The sequence below is a fragment of the Segatella copri genome, from assembly GCF_019127135.1.
Lineage (GTDB): Bacteria > Bacteroidota > Bacteroidia > Bacteroidales > Bacteroidaceae > Prevotella.
In genome coordinates, this window is the sequence record NZ_JAHOEA010000007.1 from 65,473 (window position 1) to 87,000 (window position 21,528).

The window sequence follows — 21,528 nt, forward strand, 5'->3', positions numbered from 1 at the left end:
ATAAATATCAGCAAAAAGTTTTTTACCTTTTTACTTTTTACCTTTAAGAATTACTCTTCCACTACAGCGAGTACATCGCTCTGACGCATCATGATATATTTAGTGCCATCGAATTCGAGTTCCGTACCAGCGTACTTACCATAGAGTACTGTATCACCTTCTTTGAGAATCATCTCTTCGTCTTTCGTACCCTTGCCTGTAGCAACAACCTTACCACGCTGTGGTTTCTCTTTTGCTGTATCAGGAATAATAATTCCACCTACTTTTTCTTCAGCTGGTGCAGGAAGTACCAGCACTCTGTCTGCTAATGGTTTAATGTTCATGATTCTATAATATTTTAATTGTTATACATTTATTTTGTCGACAGATATTGCTACCCATCTTTCCGCCAGTATACGAAAAACGTGCCAAAGCATCCACACTGACACTTTGGCACGTTCTTATACTGACACAATATCACAATTTCTTGTGGTTATTTCATTTTCCATTGATAATCGAATCTTTCGATATCCTCCTCAACCAGCGGATTACCATTCTGAACTTCGATGAAAGTCAACTGTGTAATCGCCTTGATGGCATGATAGTGCTCCAGAGGTATCACCACGGTATCCCCCGCTTTCACATGTTTCTCCTCACCATCAAGCACAAAGATTCCCTCACCTTCCACGAAAGTCCACACCTCCGAACGATGATGATGAAGCTGGTAGCTGATATTCTTGCCTGGCTTCAAGGTAATACTCTTGGTGAGTGAATGATTGCCGTCAGCATACTTCGAATCGTCTATCACGCGATAAGTACCCCATCTTCTCTCCTCATACATCGGACGCGGAGTAAGATGTTCTACCGCCTTCTTTATATCCTCAGAATATTTCTTAGAGCACACGAAGATGCCGTCAGGACTCGCTGCGACGACCGCATCCTTCAGACCATCCACATAAAGAGGCAACTGAAGTTCGTTGATGACATGCGTATTCTCGCAGTGGCTTCCCATCACCGCATTACCGATAATAGAATGATGTAACTCATCAGTCAGCGTATTCCAGGTACCCAGGTCCTTCCATTCACCATTGAACGGCACTACAGCTACAGATTCTGCCTTTTCCGCCACCTCGTAGTCAAAGGAAATCTTTGGGAATTCGCCGTATCTTGCACGAGTATCTTCAAAGCTTTCACTCCGCATATACTTTCGTACAATCTGCATCATATAGCCTAAGCGGAAGGCGAAGACACCACCATTCCAGTAAGCCCCCTCTTCCAGGAGTTTCTCTGCAGTAGGCACATCTGGCTTCTCTGTAAATCTCTTTACCATCTGATACTTCTTTTCTTCAGGGAAAGGCACCACATATCCATACTTTGCACTAGGATAAGTAGGTTTGATACCCATCAGCACGAGATCTGCTACATTTTTCTCCACACAATCTACCATACGGGCGATGGTATGGAAATACTCCAACTCAGTATAAGGATCACAAGGCATGATAACCACAACCTCGTCGTCCTCGCATTCCTTCTTCAGTTTCAGATAACTTGCAGCCAAAGCAATGGCAGGGAAGGTATCACGTCTCTCTGGTTCGGTAACCACAGAAACACGCTCTCCCAACTGGTTTTGGATAATATCCAGTTGACTGGCGTTGGTAGCCAGTGTTATATCGTTGGTCAGATTCGCCTCCTGCGCCTGGCGTACCACGCGCTGTACCATACTTTCCATTTCCCCATTCTCCTTCTCGAGCAATGGCAGGAACTGTTTGCTTCTAGCATTATTGCTAAGGGGCCAAAGTCTTTTACCTGAGCCACCCGATAATAGAATCAATTGCATACCTTTTGTTATCTAAATAGTTTATTAATCATATTTAAAATTCACACCTATCCGTGAAATCCGTTTGCAAAAGTACGCTTTTCCTTTGAAACCACCAAGCAAATCGATGAAAATCTGCAAAGTCACTGACAATTTTGCAAGAACATGAAAGAAAAGCACGAGCGAAAAATCGTCGTTTTGAAAGAGGGCAGGACTAGAAAATTGGTTCAAATTGGTTCAAGTTGGTCCATTTAGATATTTTTTTGCCAATTTATTTCCGATTTTCAACAATTATTATTAACTTTGCGACCGAAAAAGAACTTAAACATACCTTCTGAAAAGGAGATATCAAACATAATTAGGAGTATTTTATAAGAATATGCAAATGATAAACAAGAACTACAAAGGAAACGAAACGATAAAGAGATTGGTTATGTGTACCGATTTCATTATCTTAAACATCGTATTGCTGGCCTATAAAGAATATGGTCCAGAATTCACACCAGACTATTTCGACTCTGCAACGAAGATTACCTTTTTCGTTGCAAATGTAGCATTGTTCTTAGGCGAATACTTCTATTCCACTATCATACATGTTAGAAAAATCGGTTTCTTACAAGTATTAAAACGAACCTTATGCCTGGCAGGAACTATGACTTTGAGTTTCTTTATTTTTGTGAGACTTCTCAGTCATGATGATAAGATGTTCTCCTTCTATATTATCTTCGGTATTACATACTATCTGTCACTCATCATAAGCAGACTCTTAGAACTTAACATACTGAAATACTTCCGTTCAAAAGGCCGCAACTCACGCACAGTTGTCTTTATAGGTAACGACCCTGCCGTGAGCGAGATGTACAAGACGATGACAGAGGATCCTTCTGCCGGTTATATCGTAAAAGGATATTATGCTGATGAAGATATTACAAAAGCTCCAGAAGGTCTGAAGAGAATTGGAACGATGAAACAGCTCCAGGAGATCATCTCTTCTACCATGAATGATACTATCAACGGTGCGCCTTCCAACATTGACGAGGCATTCTGCTGCCTGTCACACAAATCTCCGGAGATTATCAACATCATGCACTTCTGTGACAAGAATGTGATACACTTCTACTACCTGCCACGTGTATTCGGTGAGTACAAGTTACATCTTGACGCTCAAAACTTCATGGGCAGAACAGTATATTCGAACCATATAGAACCGCTGTCAAGTATTTCAAACCGTTTCATCAAACGCAGTTTCGACATCGTGGTGAGCGGATTCGCATGTCTGTGCGTCTTGCCATTCATCCCTATCATCGCCCTTATCATCAAGATTCAGAGTCCGGGACCTATTTTCTTCAAACAGGCAAGAACAGGTCTGAACGGTGATACATTCTATTGTCTGAAGTTCCGCTCCATGCATGTAAACAAGGATGCAGACAAAGCTCAGGCTACCAAGAACGACCCTCGCAAGTTTGCTTTCGGCAATTTTATGAGAAAGACCAATATAGATGAGTTTCCTCAGTTTATCAATGTACTGAAGGGTGATATGAGTATCGTAGGACCTCGTCCTCACATGCTGCACCATACTGAGGTATATGGAAGTCTGATTGACAAATATATGGTTCGCCACTTTTCCAAGCCGGGCATCACCGGTTGGGCTCAGGTTACAGGTTACCGTGGTGAAACTAAGGAACTCTGGCAGATGGAGGAACGTATCCGCCGCGATATCTGGTATATTGAGAACTGGTCGTTCTGGCTCGATATCAAGATTATCTTCATGACAGCCAAGAGCATCATCTGTCCTGACAAGAATGCTTATTAAGAGATTATAAAAAGAAAAAGAGGATGTGCCATAAGTTTGGATAACAGTTGGCGCACAACAGTTGGCCGCCACACGCACATCACCTGTTGTGCATGCGCATATCAGCTGTTATGCAAGCGCACAACAGCTGTTGTGCGACCGGAGATACTAACTGTCTCAACAACATATTCTATCTCTTCCAAGAACATATCCTAGCTTTTCCAAGAACAAGAAGAGGGTGTATCATTAACTTATGATACACCCTCTTCTTAGGTATATAGGTATACTCTTTATTTATTAGATGGAAGCCTGTTGAGCCAACAGGTAAGGTCATTCAACATCTGGTCATGATATGGGAAGCCATGGGCGGCATCTCGGAATCCCCATCCATGTCCGGCAGTCGGATAGATATGCATGGTACACTCGTTACCCGCCTTACTCATGGCAGAATAATAGGCTACACCATTGGTTACAGGAGGAACAACCTTATCGTCAAACGACATTAGGATGATGGCACGAGGTGTAGCGCCCGGACGCACAGCCTTATCATTAGACCACTCTTCGACCAGTTTTTTATTGGTATTACGCTCTTCACCCAAGAAATTCACGCATGATCCCTTATGAGAGATACGCTCATCCATGGAAATCACAGGATAGAAAAGAATAGAGAAATCAGGTCGCACAGCCGCCTCTGCATGGGTACTTACGGAAGAAGCCAAATGACCACCGGCAGAAAATCCCATAATTCCGACATCTTCCTTGTTTATTTTCCATACGGCAGAACTGTCACGGACGGTACGCATCGCCTGATAAGCATCACTCAACGGAATATTACGATTTCCATAAGGCATTCTGTATTTCAGAACAAAGAAGGCGATACCCTGTTTATTGAAATACTCGGCCCACTGATGCCCCTCATGATCCATCGCAAGATGGGAATAGCCACCTCCAGGACAATCTACTACGGCTCTTCCTGAAGGATTCTTAGGAAGATAACAGGTAAGCTCACTCTGTCCATCGCTGCTGTTCTTCAATACGAACTTGCGAGCTGTGGATTGCGCTGATGCTGATATTGCTGTCAGCATCAGAAGAAAAGAAATCATTGTCTTTTTCATTTTTCTTTTTGTTATGTTGTTTATATCTTTATTCAGTTTTGCAAAGATAGTGCAAAGATAAGCATTTTTTTCGTTAATCCTATGTTATTTTTTCTTCTTTTTTTGGTGTTTTTGTTCCAATCGCTTTGATTATTGATTCTTTTTTACTATATTTGCAGAAAAATTGCTGCACTTAGCAGTCAGAGTACAATATCTCTTTGCTGCAGCCAGCATTTATTTTGCAGTCTCACATATAATATTAACATAGAATTATGAAGGATTTTTTCAAAAATGTGGCAGCCACGATCGTAGGACTGTTTGCTTTCGGACTTATCATGACCATCCTGGGATTCATCTGTATCATCGGAATGATCGCATCGAGTAACAGCAAACCGACATTGAAGGACAATGCTGTGATGGTACTGAAACTACAGGGGCAGATTGAAGACCGTTCGGAAGACAACTGGCTCGGCGAACTGACGGGCGAGCAGTTCAACAACCTCGGCATGAACAAGATTCTTTCTTCTATCCGCAAGGCTAAGGATGAGGAAAAGGTGAAAGGTATCTATTTGGAGACAGGTATCCTAGAATCCGACTATGCAACTTTGCAAGAAATCAGAAATGCACTTGCCGACTTCAAGAAGAGCGGCAAATGGATTATCGCATACGGTGATGCTCTCTCACAGGGTGGATATTATCTGGCTTCAGTTGCCAACAAGGTATACGTAAACCCTGAAGGCAATGTTGACTGGCATGGTATTGCATCACAACCACAATATATCAAAGATGTGGCAGCTAAGTTTGGCGTCCACTTTACAGTAGTGAAGGTAGGTAAATACAAGAGTTATACCGAAATGTATACAGAAGACAAGATGTCTGATGCAAACAGAGAGCAGGTTTCACGGTATATAGGCGGACTCTGGCAACAGATGCTGGCAGATGTGAGCAAGAGCAGAAACATTAGCAAGGATTCACTGAACCGCTATGCCGACGGATTAATGGTCTTTGATGATGCCCAACTGCTGAAATCACGTAAGATGGTAGACGGATTCTGCTATTATGACGAAATCAGAGACGTGGTAAAGAGACAGTTAGGTCTGAAGACAGACGAAACCATCAACCAGGTAGACTATAACGACGTTGATATGGCAATAGACGACTCGAACCTGATGGGAGAAGAAATTGCCGTCTACTACTGCCAGGGTTCCATCGTGAGAATGGAGACTCCTAGCATCTATGGCACTGAGCAGCAGATTGTAAGCACCAAGGTGATTAAGGACTTGCAGGAACTCGCCGACAACAGTCAGGTGAAGGCTGTAGTTCTGCGCATCAATTCGGGTGGTGGCGATGCCTACGCTTCGGAACAGATATGGAGAGCGGTCAAAGAGTTGAATAAAAAGAAGCCGGTAGTAGTTTCTATGGGTGGTATGGCTGCCTCGGGTGCTTATTACATGAGTATGGGTGCCCAATATATAATGGCACAACCTACAACATTGACCGGCAGCATCGGTATCTTTGGAGCTCTTCCAGACTTCAGTGATCTGATGACAAAAAAGTTGGGTTTCAAGTATGATGAGGTAAAAACCAACCGCAATAGTGCCTATGCCTCGGCAGGTATGTCACGCCCATGGAGTGCAGAAGAGATTACCACCATGCAAAACTATGTGAATCGTGGATACAACCTCTTCCGCAAACGTGTAGCTGAAGGAAGAAAGATGAGCACAGAACAGGTTGAAAAAATAGCTCAAGGAAGAGTTTGGCTAGGAACTGACGCCAAGAACATCAAGTTGATTGACGGATTCGGCGGACTGAGCGATGCCATCGACAAGGCTGCAGAGCTGGCTCATCTCAGCAGTTATCAAGCTGTAGAATATCCGGCATTGGCAGGATGGATGGAACAGTTAATGGATATGGCGGGTGGAAATAAGGGAACCTACCTCGACGAACAGTTGCGTCTGGCTTTGGGGGACCTATACCAACCATTCATCATGATACGCAATATGAAGGAAAAAGAGCCTATACAGGCAGCACTTCCTTATGTATTGAACATTCAATAATATTTATAATAAGGTATGCGTACCTTATATATAGGCATAACGAATTAAGAGAAAGGAAACAGACATGAGAACAGAAGGCGATCTTATCAAGATCAACGACTGGCTGCTACCACTAAGTTGGATTTATGGCAGCATAGTCAGATTTCGCAATTGGCTCTTCGATATAGGACTGAAAAAGAGTCAATCATTCTCAATCCCGATTATCTCTGTAGGCAATATTACAGTAGGCGGATCGGGCAAGACTCCCCATGTGGAGTATCTGATACGCTTGTTACATGACAAGGTAAAGATAGCTGTGCTGTCACGTGGCTACAAGAGGAAGACCAGTGGCTATGTGCTGGCAGACAAGAATACGACAATGTCCGAAATTGGCGATGAACCATTCCAGATGCACAGCAAGTTTGACGACATCTATGTAGCTGTAGACGCCAAACGCGTAAGAGGAATCGAAAAGTTGCAGAACGAAGAGCCAACCAAGGATGTGGACGTAGTATTACTGGATGATGCCTTCCAGCATCGCTATGTAAAGCCAGGCATCAACATCCTGCTGGTAGATTATCACCGACTGATTATCTATGACAAGATGTTGCCGGCCGGAAGACTGAGAGAACCTCTGAGCGGCAAGAACCGTGCCGACATTGTGATTATCACCAAATGTCCAAAGGACCTGAAGCCTATGGAATTCCGTGTACTCACCAAGGCCATAGACCTCTACCCTTTCCAGAAGCTCTACTTCACCTGCATTAACTATGATACACCAAAGGGTGTATTCGAAGACCAGCAGATAGCACAGGAAAAATTGAAGGACTATCATGTACTGCTGGTTACTGGCATTGCATCGCCTAAGCAGATGGAACACGACCTGAAGCCGATGGTCAAGAGTATGCAGTCGCTGAGTTTCGGTGATCACCATCGCTTCAAGAGCAAAGACATCACACGCATCAATGAGACGTTTGAACAGATGCCTGAACCCCGTCTGATTATCACGACAGAGAAGGATGCCGTGAGACTGAAGGAGACGGAGGGTCTCTATGAAACGGTTAAAAAAAGCATATACGAACTGCCTATTAAGGTAAGTTTCATGCAGGAACAGCAAGATAATTTTAACGACAAAATCATTAGCTATGTACGAAAAAATTCAAGAAACAGCATCCTGGCTAAAAGAAAGGATGACAACAAGTCCGAAGACGGCAATCATATTGGGAACCGGTCTCGGACAATTAGCTTCAGAAATAACTGACAGTTACGAATTCCCATATAGTGAAATACCAAATTTCCCTGTATCAACCGTTCAAGGTCATGCCGGCAAACTGATTTTCGGTAAGTTGGGAGGTAAAGACATCATGGCTATGGAAGGAAGATTCCATTACTATGAGGGATATGACATGAAGGCTGTAACCTTCCCAGAACGTGTGATGTACGAGTTGGGCATTGAAACCCTCTTTGTTAGCAACGCTTCGGGCGGTATGAATCCGGAATTCCAGATTGGCGACCTGATGATTATCGATGATCACATCAACTTCTTCCCTGAGCATCCATTGCGTGGCAAGAACTTCCCTACCGGTCCGCGTTTCCCTGACATGCACGAAGCATACGACAAGAAACTCCGCGACCTTGCCGACGATATCGCTAAGGAGAAGGGAATTGATGCAAAGCATGGTGTATATGTTGGCGTTCAGGGACCTACTTTCGAAACACCGGCAGAGTATCGCATGTATCGTGTATTGGGTGGTGACGCCGTAGGTATGAGTACCGTACCAGAGGTGATTGTTGCCCGCCATTGCGGAATCAAGGTTTTCGGAATCAGTATCATCACCGACCTTGGAGGTTTCGATGTACCAGTAGAGGTCAGTCATGAGGAGGTTCAGGTTGCCGCAAATGCTGCACAGCCTAAGATGACAGAGATTATGCGAGAAATTATTCGCAGATCTTAATTATAAATTATAAACTATTAATTATTTTGGATATCTCAAAGTTGGGTGAGTTTGGTCTTATTGACCGTCTCACAAAAGGTTATGAAAAGAAAAACGAGTCTACCGTTTATGGTGTAGGCGACGATTGTGCCGTGATGCATTATCCCGACAAGGAGGTGCTCATAACTACTGACATGCTGATGGAGGGCGTGCATTTCGACCTTACCTATATCGATATGGCTCACTTGGGTTACAAGAGTGCTATGGTAAACATCAGTGATATCTTCGCCATGAACGGTACCCCACAACAGATGGTAGTAAGCATCGCATTGAGCAAGCGATTCAAAGTAGAAGACATAGATGAATTCTATAAAGGTTTACGAATGGCATGCGACAAATGGGGTGTAGATATCGTGGGCGGTGACACCACATCTTCGCTCACAGGTCTTGCTATCAGCATCACTTGTATTGGTGAAGCGGCAAAAGAAGAAATCGTATACCGCAACGGAGCCAAGGAAACAGATCTTATTTGTGTATCGGGCGACCTGGGCGGCGCCTATATGGGCCTGCAGCTGCTGGAACGCGAAAAGGCTGTATACTACGGACAGATAGAAGATATCCGAAAGAAGATGGCAGAAGCTAAGGCAAACGGAGACAACGAGAAACTGACTCTCCTGAACAAAGACTTAGAGAATATGCGTAACTTCCAGCCAGATTTCGCCGGTAAGGAATATCTCTTGGAAAGACAGCTACAACCAGAAGCTCGTGGTGATGTAATTGCTCAACTGCGAGAGGCTGGTATCCGTCCTACAGCCATGATGGATGTAAGCGATGGTCTGAGCAGTGAACTGATGCACATCTGCGAACAGAGTCATTGTGGATGCAGAGTATATGAGAAGAACATACCTATCGACTACCAGACAGCCGTGCAGGCAGAAGAATTCAACATGAATCTTACCACCTGCGCCATGAACGGCGGCGAAGATTATGAACTTCTCTTTACCGTACCTATCGGTGACCACGAAAAGATTGAGGCAATGGAGGGTGTAAGGCAGATTGGCTACATCACCAAAGAAAATCTGGGCAAGTTCCTCATTACCAGAGATGGACAGGAATTTGAACTGAAAGCACAAGGTTGGAATCCGCTGAAAGATTAATTTCAAACAACGCGGTATTTAGTTAATAAACATTAAGCAAGAGAAAATATTTCGTTTTCTCTTGCTCAATTAAAATTTTTATTGTACCTTTGCAACCGCAAAAGCAAAATGGTGCCATAGCTCAGTTGGTAGAGCAAAGGACTGAAAATCCTTGTGTCCCCGGTTCGATTCCTGGTGGTACCACTCCTCCTTTCATAAAAGGCGATTACTAACTGCGGTTAGGGTCGCCTTTTTTTTAATATCCATACCTCAAGGTAACAGATATTACAAAATAGATGAAGGATAGTAATTATAAACAAACAAACTAAACTTAAAAAGCTTATGAAGAAGATTTTAATAGCTTTATTGGTCTGTTTCTCATTTGTGACAGCCAATGCCAAAGATTACAGTAAGTATTATCAGAACTTACCAGTTCAGATGCAGCAACCTACATTGCCTAGCATCCCAGCCAATCATGTCAGCATCTTGGAATGTGGCGGTAATGGTGACGGACTCACCATGAATACCCAGGCATTCGCCAAAGCCATCAGTAAACTGAACAAAATGGGTGGCGGTCATCTTAATGTGCCTGCAGGTATCTATCTTACAGGTCTCATCTCACTGAAGGACAATATAGACCTGCATCTGGAGAAGAACGCCATCATCGTTCTTTCTGAAGACAAGAATGATCACTTCAAGATAGACGAGACTACGGGAAAGAAAGAAAACCGTGCAACTCCAGCCATCAATGCCAGCAAGAGAAAGAACATCTCCATCACAGGCGAGGGCACTATTGACGGAAACGGCGAATGGTGGCGACCAGTAAAGCGGAGCAAGGTTAGCGATGTAGAATGGAAAGAATTCCAGGCTATGGGCGGAACTCTCAATGAAAAAGGTGACATCTGGTATCCATTCAATCTGAAACATCAACCTAACGTGGCAGAGAATATGGATGCACAGGAGAAAACCCGAACACACATGATCAGATTCACCAGTTGCGAAAATGTACTCGTACAGGGTGTTACACTTCTGAACAGTCCTAAGTTTCACATCATCCCTACCCGATGCAAGAATGTGACTATCGACGGAATCACCGTAAAATGTCCATGGAATGCCCAGAACGGTGATGCGATTGATATCTCCAGCTGTAAGGATGTACTCATCGTAAACAATGTGATAGATGCTGGTGATGATGGTATCTGTATGAAGGGTGGTGCCGGCGCAGCAGGTGTGGCAGCAGGTCCTTGCGAAAACATCAACATTCAAGACAACACCGTATACCATGCACATGGAGGTTTTGTTATCGGCAGCGAGTTCTCTGGCGGCATGAAGAATATTGTAGTTCGCAACAATACTTTCCAGGGAACAGATACCGGTTTACGTTTTAAGAGTGCCGTGAAGAGAGGCGGTACATCTGAAAACATCTATATCGACCATATTTATATGACCGATATCAAGGATGCAGCCATAACCTTCGAGACCACCTATTTTGATAACCACGTAGGTGCCAAGAAACAGACCGCTCCTGTAAAACAGGAATTCCTGCCAAACTTTCAGGACATCCACATGAGCGACATCTACGTACGAGGTTGCGAAACAGGTATAGAAGCACATGGTGCAGAAGGTATGGTACACGATATCACTATCAAAAACTCCAATATCTTCTACACCAAGGAAGCCAAGAATATTGATGCAACCTGCAAGATTCAGTTAGAAAACGTACGTTTCGAAAGTTTCGCAAAGTAAGTTTGCAGCTCAATATTCAAGAAGTCTACTTGACAACAGTAAGCGTTTGATCACAAACTGTGAAATGAATATCAAGCCCCTCATAAGGCATTCCATATACCTTATGAGGTTTTTTCTGGTAATGCGGACGCGGATCCTGAGCAAGTACATCTTTCAAAACCTCTATTTTTTCTGCAGCCAATCCCTGCAGAAGCAAATACCTTTCCACTTCTTCCGAAATCTCAACATCCAGTTTTTTCCATTTTCGGTTGTCGACGAAACCGCTCCTGGCATCAGGATGAGAATCGGCATAAACAACATAAGGCTTAATATCAAAAATAGGAGTCATATCCATGAGATCAGCTCCTTTTACATAAATGACAGGACCACGAGGAGTCTCCCAATCGATATGAGAGATTCTTACAGATGAAAGACCTATGTTATTGGGGCGGAAAGGACTTCGGGTAGCAAAGACCCCAACCTTCTCATTGCCTCCCAATACAGGAGGACGGACAACCGGACTATTCGCCTTATGCCTGTTGGCAGAAAATTCCCAAATCAGCCAAAGGAAATCAAATCCCTCCATACCGCGCAACGCATCAGGGTTGCGGAATTCGGGTTCAAAAACAATCTGTCCTTCCAATCCTGCTACCAATCCAGCCTGTTTGGGAATGCCAAACTTGCTACTGAAGGGAGAACGAAAATATGCTATTGGTTTTATCTCCATATTTACTAATTATTACACCTTATTATATATAGGACGAAAAAAGCCATGAATTATTTTGCTGTATGCGCAAAATAATGTACCTTTGCAGACAAAATAAAAAAACAAAAAGAAATGAAAATACAAAGACCATCGTATGAAATCTGGTTACAGAAACCAGGCGAGCTCGGTATCTACCAGCAGATAGAACGAGCAGGGAGAGTATGTTATAAAAGTGAGAACAACACCACTGAGGAATCAGCCAAGCCTTTCGTGGAGCGTATGGTGCAGAGTGAACACTTTGCCATGTTGGAGCATGGAACCGTGTATCTGGTATGCAACCATGGAGAGTTACCACTCTATACCCACAACAAGTTCTCACGCCTAAACACCATAGACGGCAAAGACTATATTACAACCAACCTCCGTGTATTGGCAGAAAACAAGGCGATGGATGATTTGAAATACCTCAGCAACTATGAAGAAGGTAAGCACGAACTCCGCATTACCGTTCATTTTACTACTCAGATTTCCATTACTAGAGAATATAACCGACATCGCGCCAACTCTATGGCAGAACAGAGTACCCGTTACTGCAATTATTCGAAGAATAAGTTTGATAACGAAATTACCATCAATCTGCCTACATGGGTAGAAACTGAAGGTTTCGATGGTTCACAAGATCCCAGCGACTACCGCATAGAAGATATGTGTGCTGACATCGCAGAAGGAAGAACAGCAGAATGGGACAAGCTCACAACTTGGATTTTTGCCAATCAGGCTGCCGAATATGCCTATATGAAACTGATAGAGGCAGGTTGCAAACCACAGGAAGCACGTGCTATCCTACCATTGGACTGCAACACAGAACTGGTTCATACCGCTTTCGTGAGTGACTGGAAACATTTCTTCGACCTCCGCGCATTAGGTACTACCGGTGCACCACATCCAGATGCCAAGATTTTAGCCTTGCCACTGATGGAAGAGTTCAAGCAGAAAGGTTACCTCTAAGGCTTAAAAAAGATTAAAACGCCCTTTCAAAATACAGATTTTCTATTCTTTTGACATAACGAATAGATTTATTTCGTATTTTTGCGGTGTGTTTTTCATAGTATTAGATTTAAGGTTATCAAGATTGGGGCTACAGCGGTAGCCCTTTTTTGTTATCTATTTCAGCCCCACCTCCCTGTTTTTTGCTGTTTTAAACACTTATTTGGCCTAAAAATGCATTTTTTTGAAGAAAAATGAAAAAAAGTTGGCGAAAAATTTGGTGGAACCAGAAATTAGTCGTACCTTTGCAACCGCTTAAGAAAACCAAGCTATAGTCATCCAGACTAAAACAATGGAGAGATGGTAGAGTGGTCGATTACAACGGTCTTGAAAACCGTCGTACCGAGAGGTACCGGGGGTTCGAATCCCTCTCTCTCCGCAAGAGCCTTCTGAAAGAAATTTCAGAAGGCTTTTTTTATTTTTCATATCTGAATATTTCCTTCATATTCATTCACCATCTCCATTACAAGAAGACTTCAAATGCAAAATTATGCTATATTATTTGGTCATATCAAAGAAAACATGTAACTTTGCTCGAAAGTAAGCTACATGCAAGAAAAGACAAGACAATGATAGATCGCTGTTACATAGAAATCACCAATACATGCAATCTCAACTGCCACTTCTGTCCAAAACATACAAGAAAGAAAAGACAGTTGAGTGCTGAGGAATTCGACCTGCTCACCGACAAGATACGTGGGAAGGTCTGTTTCCTATATTTCCACATTATGGGCGAACCCCTACTACACCCCCTTCTACCCGAGTTTATCAGCATATCAAGAGAGAAAGGTTTCAAAACCGTACTTACATCCAACGGCACTCTGCTACATAAAGCCATGGACCTCCTTGACACACTTCCCCACAAGATGCAGCTCTCACTCCACTCGCACGAGAGTAATGCCAAGGGAGAACTCACCAGTTACATGAACGAGGTGATGACTTTTTCAACCCAAGCCGCAGAAAAAGGAACCTGCATAGTTCTCAGACTCTGGAACCAAGGAGGAAAAGACCGGGAAAATGAAGAAGTGATGGAGCACATCGAAAAATTTGTTCCCAAGCCCTGGAAAGAACGACCTGACGGTTACAGACTTGCCAACAATCTCTATCTGGAGTTTGACAGGAAATTCGAATGGCCCAACTTCGATAACCATATCAAAGAAAATGAAATGGTAAAAGGAAACCCGGAATCAGGTATCAGAGAAGGAAAAAGAGAAGTTTTCTGTAAAGCCCTACTCAAACAGATAGGCATATTGGCTGACGGCACATTGGTACCCTGCTGCCTGGACCACAACGGAGATGTGGCACTGGGGAACCTGCTCAAACAATCGCTAGAAGAAATTCTGGCTTCACCCCGCGCCCAAGCCATGATAGAAGGCTTCAAACACCATCAAGCCACAGAACCTCTCTGTGAGACCTGTGAATCAGCCCTGGTAAGAAACAGTTTTAGAGGAAAAGCAAGAAGTTAATAAGAATTATGAGATATTATACAGCAATGACAATAGCCGGCTCTGACAGTTGTGGAGGAGCCGGTGTGCAAGCTGACATCAAGACAATGTCGGCACTAGGCGTATATGCAGCATCGGCCATTACAGCCATCACCGTACAGAACACCCTGGGAGTTTATGCCATCCAAGACATCAACCCCGAAATCGTAAAGGGACAGATAGAAGCCGTCATGGAGGACATCCATCCCGATGCCATCAAAATAGGTATGGTGAACGACCGTGCCACCATCCAAGCAATCGCAGAAACCCTGAAGAGATACCAGGGAGAATACCAGCATCTTATCATAGACCCAGTGATGGTTTCCACCAGTGGTTGCAGACTCATGCAGGAGGACGCACTCAGCGTCTTCATCCAGGAGTTATTACCACTTGCTACCCTGTTAACACCTAACATCCCGGAAGCAGAGATACTGGCAGGAACAAAGATACAGAATAAGGAAGATATTCAGAACGCAGCTTTAGCCATCAGTAAGTTAGGCTGCAAACATGTACTCATCAAAGGCGGTCATTTCCAGGGAACCGAAAAGATAGACTACCTCTTCGAAGACGGAAAACCGATTACCAGTTTCCGAGGCATTAGCATAAACACCCGTAATACCCATGGTACAGGTTGTACCCTATCCTCAGCCATCACTTCGTATCTGGCAAGAGAAATGGACATGAATACAGCCATCGCCATGGCAAAGACCTATCTTTCCGGAGCCATTCTGGCAGGAAAAGATGTGCAGATAGGAAAAGGTCATGGTCCGGTGAATCACTTTTATGAACCCAAAGCACTGTTTATCAAATAACAGCCAACACCCTTATATAAACAAACAAAATCACAACGAATATGAAATGGATAGTAATCACTCTTCCCGATTTTATCGAGAAGGAATCAACCTATATCAACCAACTCTTCAAAGCAGGTATAGACCTGCTACATCTGCGCAAACCAGAATCAAATATAGAGGAGTGTAAACAACTGATACAGGAAATCGACGAGAAATGGCATAATAAGATCGTAGTACACGATCACTTCGAACTTTGTCAGGAATTTCATCTTCATGGTATTCACCTTAACAGAAGAAACCACGAGATTCCAGAAGGCTTTCAAGGAAGCATCTCACAATCCTGCCATAGTTTTAAGGAAGTAGAACAAGTTCTCCAGCCTATATCATCCAAGAGCAAAGACGAAAAGAGCACGATTCTCAAACCCGCCTGCCAATATGTTTTCCTCAGTCCAATCTTTGACAGTATTTCAAAGAAAGGCTACAAGCATTTCTTCTCTAACAAAGACTTAGAGGAAGCAGGCATCAATGGAATCATCAATGAGCGAGTAGTCGCATTAGGAGGTGTCACCCCTGAATATATTCCACAATTGAGAGCATGGAACTTTGGCGGAGCTGCATTCTTAGGTGACATCTGGAACAGAAGAACTGATGCAAAATGGACGGAATATCTTGCCGTAATTAAGCAGAAACTTACACCCGGAAATGTCAAGAATACGCTTAACAGTTCAAACATTTGGTAGAGGAAAATACACTACTTTCTAATAAGACAGGTCGAATCTCAACAATAAAAATAAAAAAAATGCTTTTTTTATTTTGTATTGTCTTCGATTTACACTACCTTTGCATCCATGATATATCCAGATAATTTTGAGAACAAGATAGGATTCAACGAAATCCGCAAGATGTTACGCGAAAGATGCCTCTCTCCACTCGGCAAAGAACAGGTAGACAAGATGGCATTCAGTAGCGATGCAGAACAAGTTAACGAATGGCTCATGCAGGTACGTGAGTTCCGCAGACTGATGGAGGAAGTAGAAGACTTTCCCCTACAATATTTCTATGACGTAAGGGAGAGCATCCTCCGTATCCGTGTAGAAAACAGTCACCTGGAAGAGGATGAACTGTTTGACTTGAGACGCTCACTGTCTACCATAGCCGATATGGTAAAGATACTGAATCACAGCGATGACGATGACGAGCCGGAAGACGGATGGAAAAGAGAGAAAAAGTATCCCTACCCAGCCCTACATCGCCTTTCACAGGATGTAGTTACTTTTCCACAACTGATTCAGCGCATCGACCAGATACTTGACAAATTCGGAAAGATAAGAGACAACGCAACCCCCGAACTTCTTCAGATTCGCAGAGAACTGGCAAAGACAGAGGGTAGCATCTCGCGTACCTTATATAGTATATTGCGCTCGGCACAAAGTGAAGGCATCGTAGAAAAAGACGTAACCCCAACCCTGCGTGACGGCAGACTGGTTATTCCCGTCATCCCTACTCTGAAGCGCAAAATCAAAGGTATCGTACACGATGAGAGTGCTACAGGTAAAACAGTCTTCATAGAACCTACCGAGGTGGTAGAGGCAAACAACCGTGTACGCGAACTGGAAGGAGAAGAGAGAAAGGAAATTATCCGCATCCTCACCGACTTCACCAACAAGGTACGCCCATACTCCAAAGAAATTCTGGACAGTTACCGCTTTCTTGCCATCATTGACCTGATACAAGCCAAGCAAAAACTGGCAGAAATCTTCAAAGCCATAGAACCCGAGGTAGAAAACCATCCACACATAGACTGGACCCGTGCGATACACCCATTATTGCAGCTATCTCTACAGAAAAAAAACGAGAAAGTAGTTCCGTTGGATATCATGCTTACACAGGACAAACGCATTCTTATCATCTCCGGTCCAAATGCAGGCGGCAAATCTGTCTGTCTGAAAACCGTCGGATTATTACAGTACATGCTGCAATGCGGTTTGAGCATCCCTGTAAGTGAGCGTTCAAAGACAGGTGTTTTCCAAAACATCATGATTGATATCGGTGACGAACAGAGTCTGGAGAATGACTTGAGTACCTACTCATCTCATCTTCTGAACATGAAGAATATGATGAAGGCAGCCAATGGCGAGACCATCATTCTGATAGATGAGTTTGGTACAGGTACAGAGCCAGGCATAGGTGGTGCTATCGCCGAAGCTGTACTCGACAAGTTCTGCAAGCAGCAAGCTTATGGTGTGATTACCACCCACTATCAGAACCTGAAGCATTTTGCCGACAGCCATGAAGGAGTGGTTAACGGCGCCATGCTCTACGACCGCCATGAGATGAAAGCCCTCTTCCAATTAGCTATCGGCAGACCAGGTTCTTCCTTTGCGATTGAAATTGCAAGAAAGATAGGATTACCCGAAGAAGTAATCAAGGAAGCATCAGATATCGTTGGTTCAGAATACATTCAAAGCGACAAGTATCTGCAGGATATTGTTCGTGACAAGCGATATTGGGAAAACAAACGACAGAATATCCATCAGCGTGAAAAAGACATGGAGAAAACAATCTCCAAGTACGAAAACGACATAGAGGATATTGAGCGAAGCAGAAAGGCAATTCTCAAAAAGGCAAAAGAAGAAGCTGCAGAACTTTTAAAAGAAAGTAACAAGAGAATCGAGAACGCCATCCGGGAAATCAAAGAAAGCCAGGCTGAAAAAGAAGAAACCCGCCGTATCCGTCAGGAACTTGATGCCTTCAAGCAAGAGGTTCAAGAAATTGATTCTAAGGAGGCCGATGACAAAATTGCCCGCAAGATAGCCCAGATCCAACAACGCAAAGAACGCCATGCCAAGCGCCAAGCTGAAAAGAAAGAGAATCAGGAGAAGGCTGCAGCTGCACTGAGGAATGCACAGAACAAGACTCAAGCAGATAGTAAACGTGAAATTCAGATTGGTGATACGGTTCGCATCAAGGGACTGACTACTGTCGGAAAGATAGAAAACATTACTGGAGATACAGCAACTGCCGTATTTGGAGGAATGAGAACCAAGATGCGCCTGAACCGTCTGGAGCTTGCCACAATCCCTATTGAAAATACAGACAAGACGGAAGAACGCAAGGAAAATCTGGCTTCATACGGTATCAGTAAGGAAACCAGAAAGACCATAGACTCACATAAATCCAACTTCCACCAGGATTTGGACGTTCGCGGCATGCGAGGCGACGAAGCACTTAATGCGGTACAATACTTCATCGATGACGCTATCCTGGTAGGAATGCCACGAGTCAGAATTCTTCACGGAAAGGGAAATGGTATCCTAAGACAGCTCATTCGCCAATATCTGAGTAGTGTGCCTAATGTGACCCATTATGCAGATGAACACGTACAATTTGGTGGATCAGGCATTACAGTAGTCGATTTTTAGCAAACAAACGTTAAATAACCAAAGTTTTTTGGTAAAACGTTTGGCGGGTTCAAAGAAAAACCGTACCTTTGCACCCGCTTAAAAATTGAGACGGACAAGTCTCATACGACCAGCTCCCTCGGAATCCCCCAGGATGGGAACATAGCAAGGGTACTTGGTTGTAGCGGTGCGATATGAATCGCTTGTCCACCCGCCTCTTTAGCTCAGTTGGCCAGAGCACGTGATTTGTAATCTCGGGGTCGTTGGTTCGAATCCGACAAGAGGCTCAAAAAGGAATCTTCTTTTAGAAGATTCCTTTTTTTGTTTATATACCCTTTTACTTATTATATTTCATAACATTACAGCTGAAACCTCAATTTTACGAGGTTCTATCTTTAATTATATATAAATATTATCACCCTTTACACCTTATATAATAAAAAAGTTGTATTTTTGCAAATTGATATGTCACATCCGTAGAAATACAATAAAAAAATGAATACAGAAAATAACGAGAATCAAGAAGAAAAGAAATCAAGCCAACAAATGCATAAGGTTAAAACGATTATCATTGACACTGGCAAGATAAAACAGACCAAAGCATTCGCTCGGCAAGACGGCGCCATCCTCGGAGTTGTCTGGATTGTCAGTTTCGCATGTACCATGCTGGCAGTAAACCCGCAATATCAGATGCTGGGATTTATTTCCAACATTCTCATCATAGCAACCCCATTTGTTGTGGCCAAGCGACTGAAGGCATTCCGTGACTATGCAAGAGACGGGCATATATCTTTCCGTCACGCTTTCTACTATTGCATCCAGACATTCTTCAATGCAACCATCCTGCTTACCCTTGTACAATATCTTTGGTTCCGTTTTATGGATACAGGTCTATTCCTGAACCAATTGCAAACCAACTATCAGATTGTAGCACAAGCGTATCAGTTAACTGCAGAGGAATCTAAAGCCCTGCTTGATGCTGTCTGTATGATGAAACCGATAGCCTGGGCTTCGATGTTTATGATTACCGACCTGGTAGCAGGTGCAGTACTCAGCCCGATTATTGCTGCTGTAATGGTAAAGAAGAATAAACAACAGCATACAAAATAACAATAAATAAGAAACAAACAGATAAATACAAGATAATGGATATTTCAGTAATAATTCCTCTTTTTAATGAGGAAGAGTCGTTACGAGAGCTCTTCGCCTGGATAAAGCGAGTAATGGACTCAAACGATTTTACTTATGAAGTCATCTTTGTGAACGATGGTTCTACTGACCGTTCATGGAACGTCATTGAAGAACTTGCCGAGAAGAATGAGCAAGTAAAGGGTATCAAATTCCGCAGAAACTATGGAAAGAGCCCAGCACTCTTCTGTGGTTTCAAAGAAGCGCAGGGCGATGTTGTCATCACCATGGATGCCGATCTTCAGGATTCTCCAGATGAGATTCCGGGACTCTACCAGATGATTATGAAAGAGGGATATGACCTCGTGTCCGGTTACAAACAGAACCGTAAAGAAGGAGACCCTCTGAGCAAGACCATCCCTACCAAACTCTTCAATGCTACTGCACGCAAAGTAAGCGGCATACACAATCTGCACGACTTCAACTGCGGTCTGAAGGCTTATCGCCTCGACGTAGTTAAGAATATCGAGGTATATGGTGAGATGCATCGCTATATTCCATATCTAGCCAAGAATGCAGGTTTTGCCAGAATTGGCGAAAAACCTGTTCATCATCAGGCAAGAAAGTTCGGCAAATCAAAGTTCATGGGTTGGAACCGCTTTGTAAATGGTTATCTTGACCTGATGACTCTCTGGTTCCTGAGCAATTTTGGCAAAAAGCCAATGCACGTATTCGGATTCCTGGGCAGCGTTGTATTCTTCATTGCCTTCCTATCGCTCATCGGCTTAGGCATAGACAAGGCCATCGATCTGCACAACGGTATCTACGGACATCTCATTACCGATTCACCTTACTTCTTCATTGCTCTTGTAGCGATGGTTTTGGGTAGTCAGTTGTTCCTTGCCGGATTCCTGGGCGACCTTATCAGCCGCCAGAACCCAAACCGTAACGATTATCAAATAGAAAAAGAAATAAGATGCGGAAAATAATACCTTTCGTCGTTTTCATGGTTCTAGCCATGGTGGGATGTACATCTCTCGACTGTCCACTCAACAATACAGTATATACCAAATATAAGTTGATGGGCGACAACAAGACGCTAAAAGACACGCTAACAATTTCTACGAAAAAGATAGAAGGAACAGATAGCGTGCTGATTAATAAGGATGTAAAAGTAGACAGTTTCAGTCTGCCTATGAGTTACAGCCAGAATGAAGACGTATTGTTTTTCGAGATACATACCCTATCGAAGCAAGTATTCAAGGACACCGTGACTGTATCAAAGGAAAACCGCTCTCATTTTGAGTCGGTAGACTGCAGTCCATCGTTCTTCCATACGATAACCGATGTAAAGACTACTCACAATTATATTGACTCAATAGTCATCAATCAAAAAGAGGTAAATTATGATGCATCCAAAGCACATTTCTACATATATTTTGGCAATCGCAACTAG

General features: G+C 43.3%; 18 protein-coding genes and 3 tRNA genes. 17 read left to right on the plus strand and 4 right to left on the minus strand.

What is annotated here, in order from left to right; genetic code table 11:
• Window positions 1–50: 50 nt before the first annotated feature.
• Together KSW37_RS03345 and KSW37_RS03350 are read right to left on the minus strand one after the other, a co-directional pair.
• Window positions 51–323 carry a co-chaperone GroES gene (locus KSW37_RS03345; RefSeq protein WP_006846288.1) on the minus strand — a complete coding sequence of 91 codons (273 nt, stop codon included), beginning with the start codon at window positions 321–323 and terminating at the stop codon, window positions 51–53.
• Between the two features lie 149 nt (window positions 324–472).
• The gene (locus tag KSW37_RS03350) at window positions 473–1,816 is read right to left on the minus strand and encodes a sugar phosphate nucleotidyltransferase (RefSeq protein WP_217313290.1); all 1,344 of its coding nucleotides are present in this window, start codon (window positions 1,814–1,816) and stop codon (window positions 473–475) included.
• A 358-nt stretch (window positions 1,817–2,174) separates the two neighbouring features.
• Between KSW37_RS03350 and KSW37_RS03355 the strand changes: the two genes are divergently transcribed.
• On the plus strand, window positions 2,175–3,608 hold the full coding sequence (locus KSW37_RS03355; protein ID WP_254368538.1) for an undecaprenyl-phosphate glucose phosphotransferase: 1,434 nt from the start codon (window positions 2,175–2,177) through the stop codon (window positions 3,606–3,608).
• A 269-nt stretch (window positions 3,609–3,877) separates the two neighbouring features.
• Here the strand turns inward: KSW37_RS03355 and KSW37_RS03360 are convergent, their stop codons facing one another.
• The gene (locus KSW37_RS03360; RefSeq protein WP_217313289.1) at window positions 3,878–4,702 is read right to left on the minus strand and encodes an alpha/beta hydrolase; all 825 of its coding nucleotides are present in this window, start codon (window positions 4,700–4,702) and stop codon (window positions 3,878–3,880) included.
• Window positions 4,703–4,953: 251 nt separating this feature from the next.
• On the opposite strand from KSW37_RS03360, the gene sppA reads away from it, so the two are divergent.
• The 6 genes from sppA to KSW37_RS03390 all read left to right on the plus strand — a co-directional run bounded on the left by sppA (window position 4,954) and on the right by KSW37_RS03390 (window position 11,533).
• Window positions 4,954–6,738, plus strand: a complete 1,785-nt coding sequence (gene sppA, locus KSW37_RS03365; RefSeq protein WP_217313288.1) for a signal peptide peptidase SppA — start codon at window positions 4,954–4,956, stop codon at window positions 6,736–6,738.
• A gap of 64 nt (window positions 6,739–6,802) precedes the next feature.
• The gene (lpxK, locus tag KSW37_RS03370; protein ID WP_217313287.1) at window positions 6,803–7,978 is read left to right on the plus strand and encodes a tetraacyldisaccharide 4'-kinase; all 1,176 of its coding nucleotides are present in this window, start codon (window positions 6,803–6,805) and stop codon (window positions 7,976–7,978) included.
• Window positions 7,863–8,672, plus strand: a complete 810-nt coding sequence (locus KSW37_RS03375) for a purine-nucleoside phosphorylase (RefSeq protein WP_217313286.1) — start codon at window positions 7,863–7,865, stop codon at window positions 8,670–8,672. Before lpxK ends, KSW37_RS03375 begins: the two co-directional genes overlap by 116 nt.
• A gap of 23 nt (window positions 8,673–8,695) precedes the next feature.
• Window positions 8,696–9,808 carry a thiamine-phosphate kinase gene (thiL, locus tag KSW37_RS03380; protein WP_217313328.1) on the plus strand — a complete coding sequence of 371 codons (1,113 nt, stop codon included), beginning with the start codon at window positions 8,696–8,698 and terminating at the stop codon, window positions 9,806–9,808.
• Between the two features lie 110 nt (window positions 9,809–9,918).
• A tRNA-Phe gene (locus tag KSW37_RS03385) sits at window positions 9,919–9,991 on the plus strand.
• A gap of 138 nt (window positions 9,992–10,129) precedes the next feature.
• On the plus strand, window positions 10,130–11,533 hold the full coding sequence (locus KSW37_RS03390; RefSeq protein ID WP_217313285.1) for a glycoside hydrolase family 28 protein: 1,404 nt from the start codon (window positions 10,130–10,132) through the stop codon (window positions 11,531–11,533).
• 25 nt (window positions 11,534–11,558) lie between these two features.
• Here KSW37_RS03390 and tsaA read toward each other — a convergent pair whose 3' ends face one another.
• The gene (gene tsaA / locus KSW37_RS03395; protein ID WP_217313284.1) at window positions 11,559–12,239 is read right to left on the minus strand and encodes a tRNA (N6-threonylcarbamoyladenosine(37)-N6)-methyltransferase TrmO; all 681 of its coding nucleotides are present in this window, start codon (window positions 12,237–12,239) and stop codon (window positions 11,559–11,561) included.
• A 111-nt stretch (window positions 12,240–12,350) separates the two neighbouring features.
• Between tsaA and KSW37_RS03400 the strand changes: the two genes are divergently transcribed.
• The 10 genes from KSW37_RS03400 (at window position 12,351) to KSW37_RS03445 (ending at window position 21,528) form a co-directional block, all read left to right on the plus strand.
• Window positions 12,351–13,226, plus strand: coding sequence for an FAD-dependent thymidylate synthase (locus tag KSW37_RS03400; protein WP_217313283.1), 876 nt, complete (start codon window positions 12,351–12,353; stop codon window positions 13,224–13,226).
• A gap of 333 nt (window positions 13,227–13,559) precedes the next feature.
• A tRNA-Ser gene (locus tag KSW37_RS03405) sits at window positions 13,560–13,644 on the plus strand.
• Between the two features lie 190 nt (window positions 13,645–13,834).
• A complete protein-coding gene (locus KSW37_RS03410; protein WP_254368536.1) occupies window positions 13,835–14,731 on the plus strand; it encodes a radical SAM/SPASM domain-containing protein in 897 nt (298 codons plus the stop codon).
• Window positions 14,732–14,739: 8 nt separating this feature from the next.
• Window positions 14,740–15,561 (plus strand): bifunctional hydroxymethylpyrimidine kinase/phosphomethylpyrimidine kinase, encoded by an 822-nt coding sequence (thiD, locus tag KSW37_RS03415; protein ID WP_217313281.1) that lies wholly within the window; start codon window positions 14,740–14,742, stop codon window positions 15,559–15,561.
• 41 nt (window positions 15,562–15,602) lie between these two features.
• Window positions 15,603–16,283, plus strand: coding sequence for a thiamine phosphate synthase (locus tag KSW37_RS03420; protein WP_217313280.1), 681 nt, complete (start codon window positions 15,603–15,605; stop codon window positions 16,281–16,283).
• Between the two features lie 108 nt (window positions 16,284–16,391).
• Complete coding sequence (locus tag KSW37_RS03425) at window positions 16,392–18,965, plus strand: endonuclease MutS2 (RefSeq protein WP_217313279.1); 2,574 nt, start codon at window positions 16,392–16,394, stop codon at window positions 18,963–18,965.
• A gap of 192 nt (window positions 18,966–19,157) precedes the next feature.
• Window positions 19,158–19,231, plus strand: a tRNA-Thr gene (locus KSW37_RS03430).
• Window positions 19,232–19,439: 208 nt separating this feature from the next.
• The gene (locus tag KSW37_RS03435; RefSeq protein WP_217313278.1) at window positions 19,440–20,054 is read left to right on the plus strand and encodes a DUF4199 domain-containing protein; all 615 of its coding nucleotides are present in this window, start codon (window positions 19,440–19,442) and stop codon (window positions 20,052–20,054) included.
• Between the two features lie 35 nt (window positions 20,055–20,089).
• The gene (locus KSW37_RS03440) at window positions 20,090–21,061 is read left to right on the plus strand and encodes a glycosyltransferase family 2 protein (RefSeq protein ID WP_217313277.1); all 972 of its coding nucleotides are present in this window, start codon (window positions 20,090–20,092) and stop codon (window positions 21,059–21,061) included.
• Window positions 21,049–21,528, plus strand: coding sequence for a DUF6452 family protein (locus tag KSW37_RS03445; protein WP_217313276.1), 480 nt, complete (start codon window positions 21,049–21,051; stop codon window positions 21,526–21,528). Before KSW37_RS03440 ends, KSW37_RS03445 begins: the two co-directional genes overlap by 13 nt.

What these genes read in the sequence shown, in the direction of transcription:
- KSW37_RS03345 (WP_006846288.1), bottom strand. Translation starts at nt 323, where the DNA reads ATGAACATTAAACCATTAGCAGACAGAGTGCTGGTACTTCCTGCACCA.
- KSW37_RS03350 (WP_217313290.1), bottom strand. Translation starts at nt 1,816, where the DNA reads ATGCAATTGATTCTATTATCGGGTGGCTCAGGTAAAAGACTTTGGCCC.
- KSW37_RS03355 (WP_254368538.1), top strand. Translation starts at nt 2,175, where the DNA reads ATGCAAATGATAAACAAGAACTACAAAGGAAACGAAACGATAAAGAGA.
- KSW37_RS03360 (WP_217313289.1), bottom strand. Translation starts at nt 4,702, where the DNA reads ATGAAAAAGACAATGATTTCTTTTCTTCTGATGCTGACAGCAATATCA.
- sppA (WP_217313288.1), top strand. Translation starts at nt 4,954, where the DNA reads ATGAAGGATTTTTTCAAAAATGTGGCAGCCACGATCGTAGGACTGTTT.
- lpxK (WP_217313287.1), top strand. Translation starts at nt 6,803, where the DNA reads ATGAGAACAGAAGGCGATCTTATCAAGATCAACGACTGGCTGCTACCA.
- KSW37_RS03375 (WP_217313286.1), top strand. Translation starts at nt 7,863, where the DNA reads ATGTACGAAAAAATTCAAGAAACAGCATCCTGGCTAAAAGAAAGGATG.
- KSW37_RS03390 (WP_217313285.1), top strand. Translation starts at nt 10,130, where the DNA reads ATGAAGAAGATTTTAATAGCTTTATTGGTCTGTTTCTCATTTGTGACA.
- tsaA (WP_217313284.1), bottom strand. Translation starts at nt 12,239, where the DNA reads ATGGAGATAAAACCAATAGCATATTTTCGTTCTCCCTTCAGTAGCAAG.
- KSW37_RS03400 (WP_217313283.1), top strand. Translation starts at nt 12,351, where the DNA reads ATGAAAATACAAAGACCATCGTATGAAATCTGGTTACAGAAACCAGGC.
- KSW37_RS03410 (WP_254368536.1), top strand. Translation starts at nt 13,835, where the DNA reads ATGATAGATCGCTGTTACATAGAAATCACCAATACATGCAATCTCAAC.
- thiD (WP_217313281.1), top strand. Translation starts at nt 14,740, where the DNA reads ATGAGATATTATACAGCAATGACAATAGCCGGCTCTGACAGTTGTGGA.
- KSW37_RS03420 (WP_217313280.1), top strand. Translation starts at nt 15,603, where the DNA reads ATGAAATGGATAGTAATCACTCTTCCCGATTTTATCGAGAAGGAATCA.
- KSW37_RS03425 (WP_217313279.1), top strand. Translation starts at nt 16,392, where the DNA reads ATGATATATCCAGATAATTTTGAGAACAAGATAGGATTCAACGAAATC.
- KSW37_RS03435 (WP_217313278.1), top strand. Translation starts at nt 19,440, where the DNA reads ATGAATACAGAAAATAACGAGAATCAAGAAGAAAAGAAATCAAGCCAA.
- KSW37_RS03440 (WP_217313277.1), top strand. Translation starts at nt 20,090, where the DNA reads ATGGATATTTCAGTAATAATTCCTCTTTTTAATGAGGAAGAGTCGTTA.
- KSW37_RS03445 (WP_217313276.1), top strand. Translation starts at nt 21,049, where the DNA reads ATGCGGAAAATAATACCTTTCGTCGTTTTCATGGTTCTAGCCATGGTG.